We start from the raw sequence: 15,841 nt of genomic DNA on the forward strand, positions 1-15,841 counted from the left end.
GGTTTGCTCTTTGTTCAACTCCGTATTGTATTTTTCCGGGGGGGGGTGCTCAGTATGACCATATTGTGAAACCGCATGCAGGAGGCCTCCGCATGAATCATGTGGAGGCCTCCTGCATCAATCGTCAAAATCGGTGTTATACCGCGGTGCCGTGGGCGTCGAGGTTGGGATTGTGCTTGGGATCGCCGGCGGTGAAGAACAGGCTGAGCACGCCGACGACGAAGACGCCGGAGATGGTGGCGACCAGCCAGATCGGATGGCTAGGCAGCCACATCACCACGAAGAACGCGATGATGGACAGGGCGATCAGCGTCCAGCTGCCCACGCGGAACCATTGGCGCAACGAATGCGGCGCTTTGAACATCTTCGGATTCGTGTAGTTCGGATTGGTGGTCAGCGTGGTGTCGGTGGCCGTGACCGAACCGCCGGTCGGCTTCCATTCGCCGCCGTCCAGCCCCTCCTGCAGGCGCATCGACTTCTGCTGCAGCGCGTATTCGTCGATCATGCCCGAGCGTCCACGCCCACGGGTCTGGTCATACTGGGACGGGATTCCGCGACGCGCGTTCTTCGCATCCTTGCGGCGTTCTGCACGATTCGGCATTGAGTCAACTCCTTATTCACGAGATTGGCGGATAACGCTGGAACACAGTGTACCCCAGCCCCTCCCGTCAGGGGCGGAACGCCGCTTCATGCGGATGATGTTCGGGCTGATGGGATGCCGTCCTCCCGCCATGTGCGGACCGACGTTTCGGAAAACGCCTTTTCAGACCCGCAATCCCACCCAGATTGCGCTCAATCCTTATTCTCCTGAATCCTCTGGGTGATCTGAATCATGCAGATCAGCAGACCGATCACCGTGACCACCAGTGCGACGGCCATCGCGACGGCGAGATCCATGCCGAACAGTCCCGGCAAGGCGGTCGTCTCCCCCGTGCCGTCAACGGAGGCGAAAAACGGCGTGGCGACCACGCTTGCCGCGAACAGTATGGCGCTGGATATGAATCCCATCGTCATAAGCGTCAATCCGAACTGCCAGATCTTGTCCATCATGTCTCCTTCTCAAAACCGCAAGAACAATCCAATGCGTCCTTGCATCGGCAATATCATTATGTGTCCCCAAGAAAAATAAAGTCAACACGCATGGACTGCGGCGCATGCGTGTATGGGCGCTTATCAAGTCATGGAAGACCCGTCCAATCGCGGATCCCGCTTCTTGGTAAGAAAGACAAGCGACATAAAACGCAAGTGGCCCCTCGGGTGAGGGGCCACGAATGCGACGCGTCGAATCTATAGGCGCGAGTATCAGCGCGGCAATGCCATCGGACGCTGGGAGGCGACGATCGGCTTGGGCAGTTCGGTCGCGCCGGTCAGATACTCGTCGACGGCGGCCGCGCAGGAACGGCCTTCGGAGATGGCCCACACGACCAGGCTCTGGCCGCGGCCGGCGTCACCGCAGGCGAACACGCCGTCCTGCGAGGTGGCGAAGCCGTCGTTGCGGGCCACGTTGCCGCGGCCGTCCAACTCCACCGGCAGCTGGTCGACAAGCGTGGTGGTGTCCGGATGCAGGAAGCCCACGGAGATCAGCACCAGATCGGCGGGGATCACGCGCTCGGTGCCGGGCTGGCGGGTGAACGGACCGTTCTCCCCCGGTGCCACGTCCACGACCCGCAAGCCGGTCACATGGCCGTTCTCATCGGCGATGAAGCCTTCGGTGGCGGTCGAGTTCTCGACATGCACACGGGCCTGCTCCTCGTCGGAACCCACGAAGTTCACCGAATCGGTGCTGTACATGTAGGTGCCGCCCTCCTCCATCGAGGAGGTCTTCTGGTACAGACGGGCGTAGGTCGGCCACGGCTGGCCCTCGGGGCGCTCGGTGGGCTCCTTCGGCATGATCTGCAGCACGGTCACGTCCTTCGCGCCCTGACGGATCGAGGTGCCGAGGCAGTCGGAGCCGGTGTCGCCGCCGCCGATCACCACCACATGCTTGCCCGCGGCGGTGATGTCGTTCTTGGTCTCCAAACCGTACACACGACGGGTCGCGTCGGGCAGGAAGTCCATGGCGAAGTGGATGCCCTTGAGCTCGCGGCCGGGCAGGTTCATATCGCGCGGCACGGTGGATCCGATGGCCACGACCACCGCGTCGTATCGGTCGCGCAGATCGTCCCAGGAGATGTCCTTGCCGATTTCCACGCCCGTCTTGAACACGGTGCCCTCGGCCTCCATCTGCTCCACGCGACGGTCGATCAGGCCCTTGTCGAGCTTGAAGTTCGGGATGCCGAAGCGCAGCAGGCCGCCGACCCGCTCGTCGCGCTCGTAGACGACCACTGTGTGGCCGGCGCGCGTGAGCTGCTGGGCGCAGGCCAGACCCGCGGGGCCGGAGCCGACGACCGCGACGGTCTGGTCGGTGAGGCGCTGCGGCGGCAGCGGCTTGACATAGCCGAGCTGCCACGCCTGGTCGATGATGGCGAGCTCGTCGTTCTTGATCATCGTCGGCGGCTGGAAGATGCCGAGCACGCAGGCCGACTCGCACAGGGCCGGGCAGATGCGGCTGGTGAACTCGGGGAAGTTGCTGGTCATGGACAGGCGGTTGTAGGCGTCCTCCCACTTGCCCTGACGCACCAGATCGTTCCATTCGGGGATGAGGTTGCCCAACGGGCAGCCGGTCATGCAGAACGGGGTACCGCAATCCATGCAGCGGGCCGCCTGCTCGCGGGTCCACGGCTGCAGGCCGGATTCGGCGTGCACATCGCACCAATCCTTGATGCGCTCCTCGACGGGGCGCTCGGCCAACTCGCGGCGGGTGCGGACTTTCAGAAATCCTCTCGGGTCGCTCATGTCAGCGCGCTCCTTCCATAACCTGCTCGTACACCTGTTCCCAGACGCCGGGCGAATTGAAATCGATATCGTTGGCCTCGGCCTCGGCCATCGCGTTCGTCATCGCGACGAACTGCTTGGGCACCACATGCGTGAAGCGGGCCTTGGCCTGCTCCCAGTCGGCGAGCAGTTCGGCCGCGAACGCGGAGCCGGTCTCCTCGGCATGCGTTTTGACCAGCGCGCGCACGGTCCGCTCATGCTCCGCGTCCAGCGGCTGGAAGAGCAGCGCGCCGCTCTTGACCGCGCTCGGATTCACTTTGGACATGTCGAGGTCGAGCATGTACACGTGGCCTCCGGAGAAGCCCGCGCCGAAGTTGCGTCCTGTGGGGCCGAGGATGACGACGGTGCCGCCGGTCATATACTCGCAGCCGTGGTCGCCCACACCCTCCACCACGAAGGTCGCGCCGCCGTTGCGCACGCCGAAGCGTTCGCCCGCGCGGCCGGCCACGAAGATCTGGCCGGAGGTCGCGCCGAAGCCGGTCACGTTGCCGGCGATCACGTTCTCATGCGTGTCGAAGGTGACGCCCTCTTCGGGGCGCACGATCATACGGCCGCCGGAGATGCCCTTGCCCGCGTAGTCGTTGACCTCGCCGTAGACGCGCATTGTCTCGCCGCGTGGGATGAACGCGCCGATGGACTGGCCGCCCGCGCCGTGGAAGGTCATGTCGATGGTGTCGTCGGGCAGGCCCTCGGCGCCGTAGCGCTTGGTGATCTCATAGCCGACCATGGTGCCGAGCGTGCGGTTCACGTTGCGGATCGGCATGTCGATGCGCACGGGCTCCTTGTTCTCGAGCGCCGGCTGGGCCATGGCGATGAGCTCGTTGTCGAGCGCCTTCTCCAGCTCGTGGTTCTGCGGCTCGGTGTTGTGCAGGATCGTGCCGGGCACCGGGCCGGGCTGCATGAGCACGTGGCTCAGGTCGATGCCGTCGGACTTCCAGCGCTTGATCGCCTCGTTCTGGTCGAGGCATTCGACGTGGCCGACCGCCTCCTGAAGCGTGCGGAAGCCCAGCTGGGCGAGCAGCTCGCGCACCTCCTCGGCGATGAACATGAAGAAGTTCACCACATGCTCGGGCTTGCCCGTGAACCGGGCCCTAAGCTCCGGATCCTGGGTGGCGATGCCCTGCGGGCAGGTGTTCTTCTGGCATGCGCGCATCATCACGCAGCCCTCGACGATCAGCGCGGCGGTGGCGAAGCCGAACTCCTCGGCACCCAGCAACGCGGCGATCATCACGTCGCGGCCGGTTTTCAGCTCGCCGTCGCACTGCACGATGATGCGCGAGCGCAGGCCGTTCAGGATCAGCGTCTGCTGGGTTTCGCTCAGGCCGATCTCCCACGGGGTGCCGGCGTGCTTGATCGCGTTGAGCGGAGCCGCGCCGGTGCCGCCGTCGTAGCCGGAGATGAGCACCACGTCGGCATGGCATTTGGCCACGCCCGCGGCGATGGTGCCCACGCCGAACTCGGAGACGAGCTTGACGTGGATGCGGGCCTGGGGATTGGCCATCTTCGCATCGTTGATCAGCTGCTTCAGGTCCTCGATGGAGTAGATGTCGTGGTGCGGCGGCGGGGAGATCAACTCCACGCCGGGCGTCGCGTGACGCACCTTGGCGATCCACGGCGGCACCTTCGCGCCGGGCAGATGGCCGCCCTCGCCGGGCTTGGCGCCCTGGGCGAGCTTGATCTGCAGGTCGGTGGCGTGCACGAGGTAGTCGCTGGTCACGCCGAATCGCGCGGAGGCGATCTGCTTGATCTTGCTCACGCGCTCGTCGTCGCGCAGACGTTCCGGGGACTCGCCGCCCTCGCCGGAGTTGGAGCGCGCGCCGATGCGGTTCATGGCGATGGCGAGCGTCTCGTGCGCCTCCTGTGAGATGGAGCCGTAGCTCATGGCGCCCGTGGAGAAGCGCTTGACGATTTCGGAAGCCGGCTCGACCTCCGAGATGTCGATCGGCTTGCGCGCGTTGGTGAACTTCATCAGGCCGCGCAGCGTCATCAGACGGTTGGAGGTGTCGTCGATGTGGTGCGAGTACTTCTTGAACATCTGGTAGTCGCCGCGCTGGGTCGACTGCTGCAGCAGGAAGATCGCCTCGGGATCGTTGAGATGCTCCTCGCCGGTGCGGCGCCACTTGTAGTCGCCGCCCGTGCGCAGATTGCGGTGCGGGGTCGCGGTCCACTGGTTCGGATAGGCCACGCGATGGCGGATGGCCACCTCCTCGGCGATCTCGTCGAGGCCGACGCCGCCCACGCGCGACGTGGTGCCGGTGAAGTACTCGTCGATGATCTCCTTGTTCAGGCCCACGGCCTCGAACAGCTGCGCGCCGCGGTAGCTCATGATGGTGCTCACGCCCATCTTCGACATGATCTTGAGCACGCCGGTCGACAGCGCCTTGGTGAGGTTCCTCACGGCGGTTTCGGCGTCCACGGTGAGGTATCCGGTGCGTGAGAGGTCCTCGACGGATTCGAACGCGAGGTACGGGTTCACGCAGGCCGCGCCGTAGGCGATGAGCAGCGCCACATGGTGCACCTCGCGCACGTCGCCGGCCTCCACGGCCATGGAGATCTGCGTGCGCGTGTGGCAGCGCAGCAGGTGGTGCTGCACGGCGGAGGTGAGCAGCAGCGACGGGATCGGTCCCCACGTGTGGTTCGAATCGCGGTCGGAGAGCACGATGAAGTTCTTGCCGCCTTCGATCGCGAGATCGATTTCGGCGAAGATCTCGTCGAGGCGCTCCTGAAGCGCCTTGCCGCCGCCGGCGACCTGGTAGAGGCCCTTGACCACATACGGCTTGTAGTATCCGCCGAGGATCTTGGCGCGGTCGAGGCGCTTGAGCTGGGCCATCTCATCGGAGTTGATGACGGGCAGCGGGATGAGGATCTTCTTGGCGTGCAACGCGGAATCGCTCAGCAGGTTCGGCTCGGGGCCGATCGCGGATTCCAGGCAGGTGACGATCTCCTCGCGCTCCCAGTCGAGCGGCGGGTTGGTGACCTGCGCGAACTTCTGCGTGAAGTAGTCGAACAGCATGCGCGAGCGGCTGGAAAGCGCGGCCATGGGCGCGTCGTTGCCCATCGAGCCGAGCGGCTCCTTGCCGGTGTTGGCCATGGGGGCGAGCAGAAGCTTCAGATCCTCCTCCGTGTAGCCGAAGGCGCGCTGGCGGCGCACCACGGACTGGCCGGAATGGTTCACATGCGCGCGGGTGGGCAGATCGCTCAGCTCCACCGAATTGCCCTCCACCCACTCGCGGTACGGATGCTGGGAGGCGAGCGTCTTCTTGATCTCCTCATCCGAGATCATGCGGCCTTCGGCGGTGTCCACCAGGAACATCTTGCCTGGTTCCAGTCGGCCGTTGGCCTTGACGTGTTCGGGAGCGACCTCGGGCAGCACGCCGGCTTCGGAGGCGAGCACCAGGTAGCCGTCGTCGGTGAGCCGCCAGCGTCCGGGTCGGAAGCCGTTGCGGTCGAGCAGCGCGCCCACCTGGGTGCCGTCGGTGAAGATGATGTGCGCCGGGCCATCCCACGGCTCGATCAGCGTGTTGTTGTACTCGTAGAACGCGCGCACGTCCGGATCGAGTTCGGTGTTCTTCTCCCATGCGGGCGGCAGCATCATGGAGATGGCGTGCGGCAGGGAGCGGCCGGCCAGATGCAGCAGTTCGAGGCATTCGTCGAAGGTGCCGGAATCGGAGTATCCGGGCGTGTCGATCGGCAGCAGCGGTTCGAGTTCGCCGAGCAGTTCGGAGCTGAGCCTGCCCTCGCGGGCGGACAGCCAGTTGCGGTTGCCTTGGATCGTGTTGATCTCGCCGTTGTGGGCGAGCATGCGGAAGGGCTGGGCGAGCGGCCAGCTGGGGAACGTGTTCGTCGAGAAGCGCGAATGGACGATGGCGACCTTGGCCTTCATGCGCTCGTCGGTCAGATCCGGGAAGAAGGGCGTGAGCTGCATGGTGGTGAGCATGCCCTTGTAGGTGATGGTACGCGCGGAAAGGGAGGCGAAGTAGATGCCCACCTCATGCTCGACGCGCTTGCGGATGCGGAAGGTTTTGCGGTCGATGCCGATGCCTTCGAGCCTGCACTCCGGGTCGGCGAGCACCAGCGTTTTGAAGCTCGGCATGGAGGCGAGGGCCTGCAGGCCCAGTCCGTCCGGATTGGTGGGCACCACGCGCCAGGCGAGCACCTCGAGACCCTCCTCGCGGGCGATGCGGGCGATGGCCTGCTCCTGCTGGCCGGATGTGGCGATGTCGCGGTCGAGGAAGGCGATGCCGGCGGCGTAACGTCCGGGTTCGGGAAGCTCTACGCCCAGCTCGCCTAACGTGGCGCGCATGAACTCGTCGGGCATGCTCATCAGGATGCCCGCGCCGTCGCCGGTGTTCTCCTCGGAGCCGACCGCGCCGCGGTGGTTGAGGTTGACGAGCACCTCGATGGCGTCCTTGACGATTTTGTGCTCGGCCCGCTTGTTCAGGGTGGTGACCATACCGACGCCGCAGGCGTCATGCTCGGCCCCAGGGTCGTACATGCCTTGGGATTTATGGACCGTGAGATCAAGCGGGGCGTGGAAAGTCACCGAAACCACCTTCATTGTCGTTTTGGCAGAGCCCGAAGGTCCTGCGGTTCTTTGGGTAAAGCTTTTATAGGGTAGCGCCGGCTTGCGTCATTTATGTTACGTGTCCCATATACCGAATATCGGAAAAAGTCAATACCCATTTTTTCGGGATTCGTGCCAGACCAAGCAACACCCTCTTTTCCCGTCATTCTGAGCGGAGCGCATCGGAGCCGAAGAATCTCATGCTCCGACTAAACCAAACGAGATCCCTCGACTGCGCGCTCCGCGCTTCGCTCGGGATGACGTGCGGAGCGTTGGCGTGGTTTAGTCGAGCAGGTCGAAAAGCTGTTCGATGATGGTGTCGTTGAGCAGGCGGCCCCGAAGCGTGGGGACGATGCGATCATCCGCCACGTCGATCAGTCCGGCCTGGCGCAATCCGTTGAAGTGTTCGCGCGCGATCGCATGTCCGGCCGCGCGTTCGACGTCGGCGATGGCCAATCCCTCGCGCAGGCGCACTCCCAGCATGATCACCTCTTCGAGATGCTCCTGGTCGGATATGTCTTCGCTGCCCGCCCACGGCACTGCGCCGTCGTTGATGGATTGCCCCCACAGCTTCGGATGCGTGATATCCCAGGCGCGCATATCGTTGCCGTCGAGCGAATAGTGGCTGTGCGCGCCCGGCCCCAGCCCCGCCCAATCGACGTTGCGCCAATATCCGAGGTTATGGCGGCTTTCGAAGCCAGGTCGGGCCCAGTTCGACACCTCGTACCAGCGCAGTCCGGCGGCGGTGAACAGCTCGTCGGCGATTTCGTATTTCGCTGCCTCGTCGTCGTCATCGGGTTTGGGCAGGATTCCCGCGGCGATCTGACGGCCCATCTTGGTGGTCGGCTCCACGGTGAGCGCGTAGGCGGAGATGTGGTCCACTCCCAGCTCGATGGCGGTGCGTACGGATTCCCGCCAATCGTCGAGGCTCTCCCCCGGCGCCCCGTAGATCAGATCGACGCTGGATCGCAATCCGGCACGCTCGGCCGCGCGCACGCCGGCCTCGACGTTGGCGGGAGTATGCGTGCGGTCCAAGGTTCTCAGCACATGCGGCACCGCCGACTGCATGCCGAAGGAGATGCGGGTGAACCCGCCGTCGGCCAAAGCCTTGACGTAGTCGGCATCCACGGTGTCGGGATTGGCCTCCGTGGTGATTTCGGCACCGGGCTCCAACCCCCAGATGTCACGGACCGCGTCCAGCATGGCGATCATATCGCTCGCCGGCAGGATGGTGGGCGTGCCTCCCCCGAAGAACACGGTGCTTGCCGCGGGTTCTTCGATGCCGTGCGCGAGCTGCCAGTCGCGCACCAGACGCATCTCTCGCGCCACCATGGTCGCGTAGTTGCCGCGCGAAGCCCCCTCACCCAGATCAACCGCCGTATACGTGTTGAAATCGCAGTATCCGCAGCGCCTTAAGCAGAACGGCACATGCACATACACTCCGTAGGTCAATGACATGCCTTTCATACGCACACGACGGACTGCCTTGCCGTCATGCTGAGCGGAGCCGTAGGCGCAGTCGAAGCATCTCATGGCGTGGGATCCCTCGACTGCGCTCGGGATGACGAGTGTTGCCGGACGCCCGTCAGCCTTCGGTTTTCTGGGCGGCGCGGATCTTGTCCTTGGTGTCGCGGTCGTTGCCGGAATCGCCGGTGGACAGGGCCGCGATGAACGCCTCCTGGGGAACCTCCACATGGCCGAGCATCTTCATGCGCTTCTTGCCGGCCTTCTGCTTCTCGAGCAGCTTGCGCTTACGGGTGATGTCGCCGCCGTAGCATTTGGCGAGCACGTCCTTGCGCAGGGCGCGGATGTTCTCGCGCGCGATGATGCGCGAGCCGATCGCGGCCTGGATCGGAATCTCGAACTGCTGGCGGGGAATGAGCTCTCGCAGCTTCTTGGTCATCATCACGCCGTAGCTGTACGCCTTGTCGCGGTGCACGATGGCGCTGAACGCGTCCACCTTCTCGCCTTGGATGAGGATGTCAACCTTGACGAGGTCGGCGCTCTGCTCGCCGTCCTCATGGTAGTCGAGCGAGGCGTAGCCCTTGGTGCGGCTTTTCAGCTGGTCGAAGAAGTCGAACACGATTTCGGCCAGCGGCATGCGGTAGTGCATCTCCACACGGTCGGTGGAGATGTATTCCATCGTGCCCATGATGCCGCGGTTCTCCTGGCACAGGTCCATCACCGCGCCGATGAACTCCTTGGGCGTGATGATATCGGCCGCCACCATCGGCTCGACGATGCGCTTGATCTTGCCGTCGGGGAACTCGCTCGGATTGGTCACATGGAATTCCGTACCGTCCTCCGCGGTCACCTCGTAGGTCACGTTCGGCGCGGTTTGGATCAGGTCGAGGCCGAATTCGCGGCTCAAACGTTCGGAGACGATCTCCATATGCAGCAGTCCCAGGAAGCCGCAACGGAAGCCGAATCCCAACGCCACGGAGGTCTCGGGCGTGTAGACGAGCGCCGCGTCGTTGAGCTTGAGCTTGTCGAGCGCGTCGCGCAATTCGGGGAACTGCGCGTTGTCGATCGGGAACAGGCCGGAATACACCATCGGCTTGGGATCGCGGTAGCCGTCCAACGGCTCGGTGGCGGGCTTGAGGGCGGAGGTGATCGTGTCGCCCACCTTGGACTGGCTCACGTCCTTCGCTCCGGTGATCACATAGCCGACCTCGCCGGCGCCCAACGCCTTGGTGGGGGTCATATCGGGGCTGATCACGCCGATTTCGATGGGGTCGTGCGTCATGCCGATGCCCATCATGTGCAGCTTTTCGCGGCTGCGCAGCTCGCCGTCGACCATACGCAGATAGGTGACGATGCCGCGGTACGAGTCATAGACCGAATCGAAGATCAGCGCTCGTGCGGGTGCGTCCGGATCGCCGTTCGGCGCGGGCACGTCCATGACGATCTGGTCGAGCAGGTCGGAGACGCCTTCGCCGGTTTTGCCGGAGACGCGCAGCACGTCGCCCGGCTCGCATCCGATCAGTCCCGCGATCTCCTCGGCGTGCTTGTCGGGCTCGGCGCTCGGCAGGTCGATTTTGTTGAGCACGGGGATGATGGCCAGGTCATGGTCGATGGCCATATACAGGTTGCTCAGGGTCTGCGCCTCGATGCCCTGCGTGGCGTCGACGAGCAGCACCGCGCCCTCGCATGCGGCCAACGCGCGCGACACTTCGTAGGTGAAATCCACATGGCCAGGGGTGTCGATCATACCCAGCGTGTATTCAACGCCGTCGAAGGTCCACGGCACGCGCACGGCCTGCGATTTGATGGTGATGCCGCGCTCCTGCTCGATGTCCATGCGGTCGAGGAAGCGGTCGCGCATCTCTCGTTCGGGCACGATGCCGCTCAACTGCAGGATACGATCCGCCACGGTGGACTTGCCATGGTCGATATGCGCGATGATGCAGAAGTTGCGAATCAACGATTGATCCGTGAACCCCGGCTGGTTATGCTGATCGGCCACCGAACACTCCTTTATTTGTTGACGCAAGACAAACTCAACCCATCATAATGGATGGGTGGCAACCGATGAAACCGCAGGAGTCTAGAGAACTCCGTAGAGGCGCAGCGCGAAAAGCACGGCGGCGACCAGCGCCACGAAGAACAGCGACACCAAGGCCGTGCTCGCTATCGCAAGCGGTTCGATCCGCTTGCGCGTCGTGGCGTGCCGTCCACGCGGCGTCTCGTTTTGAACGTTGGATTCGCCCGCCTTCGACGATGAGCTTCGATCGTCGCCGTTGGAGACGGTCTCGTCATCCGAATCGGCGTCCCGTTCGGATGAGCCATGCTCACCGTCGGCGGCGCCATCGGGTGCGTCGTCGTGTTCGTCCGTATCGTCTTCCGTCGCGCCCGAGGCACGAACCGACGCCAGCAGCGACGACACGGAGATGTTCCCGTCGGCGTCCGCGAATTTGGAAACACGTAGATCGTCGATGGTTTTCGCCATCTCCACGAGATCGTCCGGCATGCTCCCGTTCTCCAGACGCGCGAGCATGCGTTTGACATCGTCCCGCTGCTGCAGATAGTCCACATACAGGGGGTAATCGTCCTGAAGAGATGATTCCGCAAGCTGCGTGTAGGCGTGGCTCAGATACGACGAGACATCGATGGCGTAATCCTGGTCAAGACGCGGATTATGCTCAGGCGCATACTCGATGTCATTCGTCATACGTGTTCGTCCTTCCGGCATCGGCCGGCAACCGGAATCAGGCGGCGGAATCCTCATCCGTCGTGCCGGACTGCTCGGAGGACGCGCCCAGCGTGGCTCGCGGCGCGGAGGAACCCAGCGTGTGATCGCCGGTCAGATTGTCGAAGGAGCTGAGCAGCAACGAGCGCATGTCGCTGACGCGGCTGACCAATGCGCTTTCCTTCTCCTGCAGATCGGCGATGCGGCCGTTGAGACGGTCGATCTCGCTTTGCGCGGCGTTACGCAGCATCCGGCTGTCGTTCTCGGCCTTCTCCTTGGCCTCGCGGATAATCGAGTCGCGCATCTGGTTGGCTTCGTCCTGCTTCTTCTGGGCGTAGTCGTTGGCCTCGCTCAGCACGGACTTCGCCTTGGCCAGCATGCTGTCGGACTGCTGCTGCGCGTCCTCGCGACGCTGGTTGAGGTTCTTGAGCATCTGACGGATTTCCTCGGAGGTCTCCTCGCGCTGCTTGGTGACTTGGACGCGCATGCGTTCCAAGGATTCCGCCGCCTCCTTCTCGCTCTGGGCCTTGGTGATGTTGGCCGCGTCGAGAATCTGCTTGGACTCGTCCTCCACCTGGGCGATGCGCTCCTGCGCCTTGCGCTCGGCGGCCTGCACGATTTCCGTGGCCTTCTTCTGGGCGGCCGCCAGGGTGTCGTTGGCCTCGTTCAGAATACGGTTCGATTCCTCGCTGGTGCGCATCTTCAGTTCCGCGGCGGCCCGGTCGGCCTCCTGCCGCTGGTCGGCCACGGCCTTGGTGGTTTCCACCTGCAGCTGCGCCAATGCGTTCTCCTGCTTGGCTCGCTGGGTCTGCATCTCGTCCGTGATCTGCTGGCGGGTGTTCTCGAGCTCGATGTTCAGCGCCTCACGACGTTCCGCGATCTCCTGTTCGGCCCGTTCCTTCAGCTGGTCGGTCTGGGTGCGGGTCGCCTCTTCGAGCATCTGCGCTTCGGAGTTGGCGCGTTCGAGGATGTCCGCGGCCTTCTTGCGGGCTTCGCTGAGCAGAAGCTGCACATCCTGGTTCGCCTGGGTCATCACCGTGGCGACCTGACGCTTGGCTTCCTCCCTTTGACGGGTCGCTTCCTGCTTGGCCTTGGCGATGAGGTCGGTGCTGGTCTTCTCCGCCGCCACAAGCAGCTGCTGCGCGTTGGCGCCCAACGACGAGATGGCGTTCTCGGTGGAGCGCTGCACCTTCTCTTCCATCTGCGCGATATGCTTGTGCGCGTCCTCCAGCTGCATGGTCGCGGATTCGAGTTTGACCTCGGTGTCGTCGCAGCGCTGCTTGAGCTGCTTGATCTGCGATTCGGATTCCTGGCTCGACTTGGTCAGTTGGTCGATTTGTTCCTGCGCCTGTCGCAGTGCGTCATCCACCGCTTCCTTGTCGTATCCACGGAACGCCACCGGAAAATCGTAGGAGAGACTCACAGCAACAACCTTCTTCTTTCTGTCCGCTTTCGCGGTGTATCACTTTAAGGACTTTGGACTACAGCAAATATAACATAGCACGACTCGGGATACTTTGAATGTGACACCCCTACAGGGGTATATATTGAGAAGACGATGGCGCTCTGCGATTCATGCGTGCGCAGGGTCAGGGGTGTGTGTTATATTGTCTCTTTGTATGTCCTTATAGCAAACGTCGTTTGGAGTTACATTGGCAAACATCAAGTCGCAGAAGAAGCGCGTACTGACCAACGAGAAGGCGCACAAGCGCAATGTGGCCGTGAAGTCCGGTCTCAAGACCGCCATCCGCGCCACCCGCGAGGCCATCGCCGCCGGCGATAAGGCCGCCGCCGAGGCCGCCTACAAGGTCGCCGCTCAGAAGCTCGACAAGGCCGCCGGCGCCGGCGTGATTCACAAGAACCAGGCCGCCAACCGCAAGTCCGGTCTCGCCGTCGCCATCAACGCGCTGTGATATATGAAAAACCCCGCATCCCGAACGGGATGCGGGGTTTTTCATATTCCGGGGTCGCACAGAGCAGGTCGTCGCGCCGCTCCGTGCGACTTTTTCTTACGAATGCGCACATGGTCGCACATCGTGATTTTGGCGGAATTCCAACGAAGTCTCGAATATCATGTGCGTTTGGGCCGCAAAAAGGGTCTCACGGATGAGATCGAGGAGCGAATCCGTGCGACGGTCGTCTACAGATACACATGCCGACGTTCGACCGCGCCCGGCACCGTGAGATTGAACTTGACCGACAGCAGCCGCATGACGACCACCACCGCGACGATCACCAGTTCCAGAGCCATCTCCCATTCGAGGTTGATCCAACCCGCGTTCAGGGCTTTGCATACGAAAACGGTGAGCAGGCAGCCCACCGCCGACGGCACCGCGTACCAGTGCTTGTCACGGATCACCATCGGAACCTCGTTGATCAGCATGTCGCGCACCAGCCCGCCGCCCAACGCGGTGAACATGCCCATGAACGCGGCGGTCATGCCGGACGACCCCAATCCCATGGCCTTGGCCGTGCCGTTCACGGCGAACAGCGCGACGGCCAACGCGTCGATGGTCAGCATCGGCCATTTGAGCTTGTCGACCTCCGGGTGGATCACCGCCACCGCGATGCCGGACGCCAACGCGGTGAGCACGAAGCCTTTGTCGGTGATGCCTACGGGCGGAACGTCGAGCATCACATCACGGATGATGCCGCCTCCGAGCGCGGTCAGCCACGCGGTGATGACGATGGCGAAAAGATCGTAGTCCTTGCGTACGGCCGACAATCCCCCGACCATGCCGCAACAGAAGATGGCCATATACTCGATGCCCAAAATAAACGCATTGCTCTCCAGCGCCACTTCCATCGCAGATCTCCTTTTCGCCGCCCCTCAATATAACAAACACCGACGCTCCCCGCTCCCGGACGCGCCGCGAGCGCCCAACCCTCATACGGCGCACTCCTGCCCATAACGCGACCGGAGCGTGGGAACCCAAAGAAAGAGGGCTTCCGTCCGGAACGGAAGCCCTCGATATGCGAATCGGACTCGGACGGGTCAGCAGACCTTCCACATCCAGTTATGCGGATCGTCGATCTCGCCGAGCTGGATGCCGAGCAGTTCGTTGCGCAGATCCACGGTCAGCTCGCCGGATTCGCCGCCTCCCACGGTCACATCGAACTTGTCGGACTTGAAGCGGCCGATCGGGGTGATGATGGCGGCGGTGCCGCAGGCGAACACCTCGGTCACCTCGCCGGACTTGATGTCCTCGAGCAGCTGCTCCAGCGGAATCATCGTCTCGACCACATCGCGGCCATGGTCCTGCATGAGCTGGATCAGGGAGCGGCGGGTCACGCCGGGAAGGATGTTGCCGGTCAGCGACGGGGTCTCCACATGGCCGTCCTTGTGGACGATCATCATGTTCATGCCACCCAGCTCCTCAAGATAGGTCTTGGTGGCGGCGTCCACGAAGCACACCTGCTCGCAGCCGTTCTCGATGCCCTTGTATTCGCCGAGCAGGGAGGCGGCGTAGTTGCCGCCGCACTTGGCGAAGCCGGTGCCGCCGGGGCCGGTGCGGAACCACTTGTCCTCCACCCAGATGCTCACGGGCTTGACGCCGCCCGGGAAGTACGGGCCGGAGGGGCTGGCGATCACGCAGTAGTCCACCTCATGCGGGGCGCGCACGCCGAGGAAGGGTTCGGAGGCGAACATGAACGGACGCAAATACAGCGTGTACTCGCGGCGGGACGGCACCCAGTTCACATCCTGCTTGACGAGCGCGGCGCAGGATCCGAGGAAGTCGTCGATCGGCAGTTCGGGCAGGTACATGCGCTTGGCGGAGTTCTGGAAGCGTTCGGCGTTCGCGTCCGGACGGAACAGCCAGGTGGAGCCGTCCGCGTGACGATAGGCCTTGAGCCCTTCGAAGCATTCCTGCGCATAGTGGAGCACGGACGCGCCCGGATCCATCTTCAGCGGCGCGTACGGTTCGATGCGGCGGTCGGACCAGCCTTCGCCCTTGGTCCAGCTCATGTGGGCCATGCTGTCGGAGAACAGCTGTCCGAAGGCGGGCTTGTCGATGAGTTCGGCGCGCTTGGCATCGGAGGCGGGGTTGTCGTTGGGCAGGACGGTGAACGCTTCGGCGAGCTTGTCAAGAGCCGCCGGATCATGATGCGTGTTTTCAGTCATAATCACTTCTTCTTGGAATGTACGGCCGCGGAGCGGCGTATTCTCTTAGGGTGCGCCCGTGATGCTTGTGGCATGGGGCCTGCACTTTACT

General features: G+C 63.5%; 11 protein-coding genes. 1 reads left to right on the forward strand and 10 read right to left on the reverse strand.

The window, feature by feature from the left end:
• Positions 1-136: 136 nt before the first annotated feature.
• From BL8807_RS10070 to BL8807_RS10105, 8 genes are all read right to left on the reverse strand, one after another.
• Positions 137-601 (reverse strand): hypothetical protein, encoded by a 465-nt coding sequence (locus BL8807_RS10070; RefSeq protein WP_072726655.1) that lies wholly within the window; start codon positions 599-601, stop codon positions 137-139.
• A 191-nt stretch (positions 602-792) separates the two neighbouring features.
• Complete coding sequence (locus BL8807_RS10075; protein ID WP_143148006.1) at positions 793-1,050, reverse strand: hypothetical protein; 258 nt, start codon at positions 1,048-1,050, stop codon at positions 793-795.
• A 252-nt stretch (positions 1,051-1,302) separates the two neighbouring features.
• A complete protein-coding gene (locus tag BL8807_RS10080; protein WP_072726657.1) occupies positions 1,303-2,835 on the reverse strand; it encodes a glutamate synthase subunit beta in 1,533 nt (510 codons plus the stop codon).
• A gap of 1 nt (position 2,836) precedes the next feature.
• Positions 2,837-7,417: a glutamate synthase large subunit gene (gene gltB, locus BL8807_RS10085; protein WP_072726780.1), complete on the reverse strand. Its 4,581-nt coding sequence runs from the start codon at positions 7,415-7,417 to the stop codon at positions 2,837-2,839.
• A 303-nt stretch (positions 7,418-7,720) separates the two neighbouring features.
• Positions 7,721-8,896, reverse strand: coding sequence for a radical SAM family heme chaperone HemW (hemW, locus tag BL8807_RS10090; protein ID WP_072726781.1), 1,176 nt, complete (start codon positions 8,894-8,896; stop codon positions 7,721-7,723).
• A 127-nt stretch (positions 8,897-9,023) separates the two neighbouring features.
• Positions 9,024-10,904 carry a translation elongation factor 4 gene (gene lepA, locus BL8807_RS10095; RefSeq protein WP_072726658.1) on the reverse strand — a complete coding sequence of 627 codons (1,881 nt, stop codon included), beginning with the start codon at positions 10,902-10,904 and terminating at the stop codon, positions 9,024-9,026.
• Between the two features lie 81 nt (positions 10,905-10,985).
• Positions 10,986-11,609, reverse strand: a complete 624-nt coding sequence (locus BL8807_RS10100; RefSeq protein ID WP_072726659.1) for a hypothetical protein — start codon at positions 11,607-11,609, stop codon at positions 10,986-10,988.
• A 37-nt stretch (positions 11,610-11,646) separates the two neighbouring features.
• Positions 11,647-13,050, reverse strand: a complete 1,404-nt coding sequence (locus BL8807_RS10105; RefSeq protein WP_072726660.1) for a hypothetical protein — start codon at positions 13,048-13,050, stop codon at positions 11,647-11,649.
• A gap of 229 nt (positions 13,051-13,279) precedes the next feature.
• On the opposite strand from BL8807_RS10105, the gene rpsT reads away from it, so the two are divergent.
• Positions 13,280-13,540 (forward strand): 30S ribosomal protein S20, encoded by a 261-nt coding sequence (gene rpsT / locus BL8807_RS10110; protein WP_072726661.1) that lies wholly within the window; start codon positions 13,280-13,282, stop codon positions 13,538-13,540.
• Positions 13,541-13,767: 227 nt separating this feature from the next.
• On the opposite strand, the gene BL8807_RS10115 is transcribed toward rpsT, so the two are convergent.
• The gene (locus tag BL8807_RS10115; protein WP_072726662.1) at positions 13,768-14,433 is read right to left on the reverse strand and encodes a trimeric intracellular cation channel family protein; all 666 of its coding nucleotides are present in this window, start codon (positions 14,431-14,433) and stop codon (positions 13,768-13,770) included.
• Between the two features lie 189 nt (positions 14,434-14,622).
• Complete coding sequence (locus BL8807_RS10120) at positions 14,623-15,750, reverse strand: branched-chain amino acid aminotransferase (RefSeq protein ID WP_072726663.1); 1,128 nt, start codon at positions 15,748-15,750, stop codon at positions 14,623-14,625.
• Positions 15,751-15,841: the final 91 nt, after the last annotated feature.

It is taken from the genome of Bifidobacterium lemurum (genome assembly GCF_014898175.1).
Classification (GTDB): Bacteria; Actinomycetota; Actinomycetes; order Actinomycetales; family Bifidobacteriaceae; genus Bifidobacterium; species Bifidobacterium lemurum.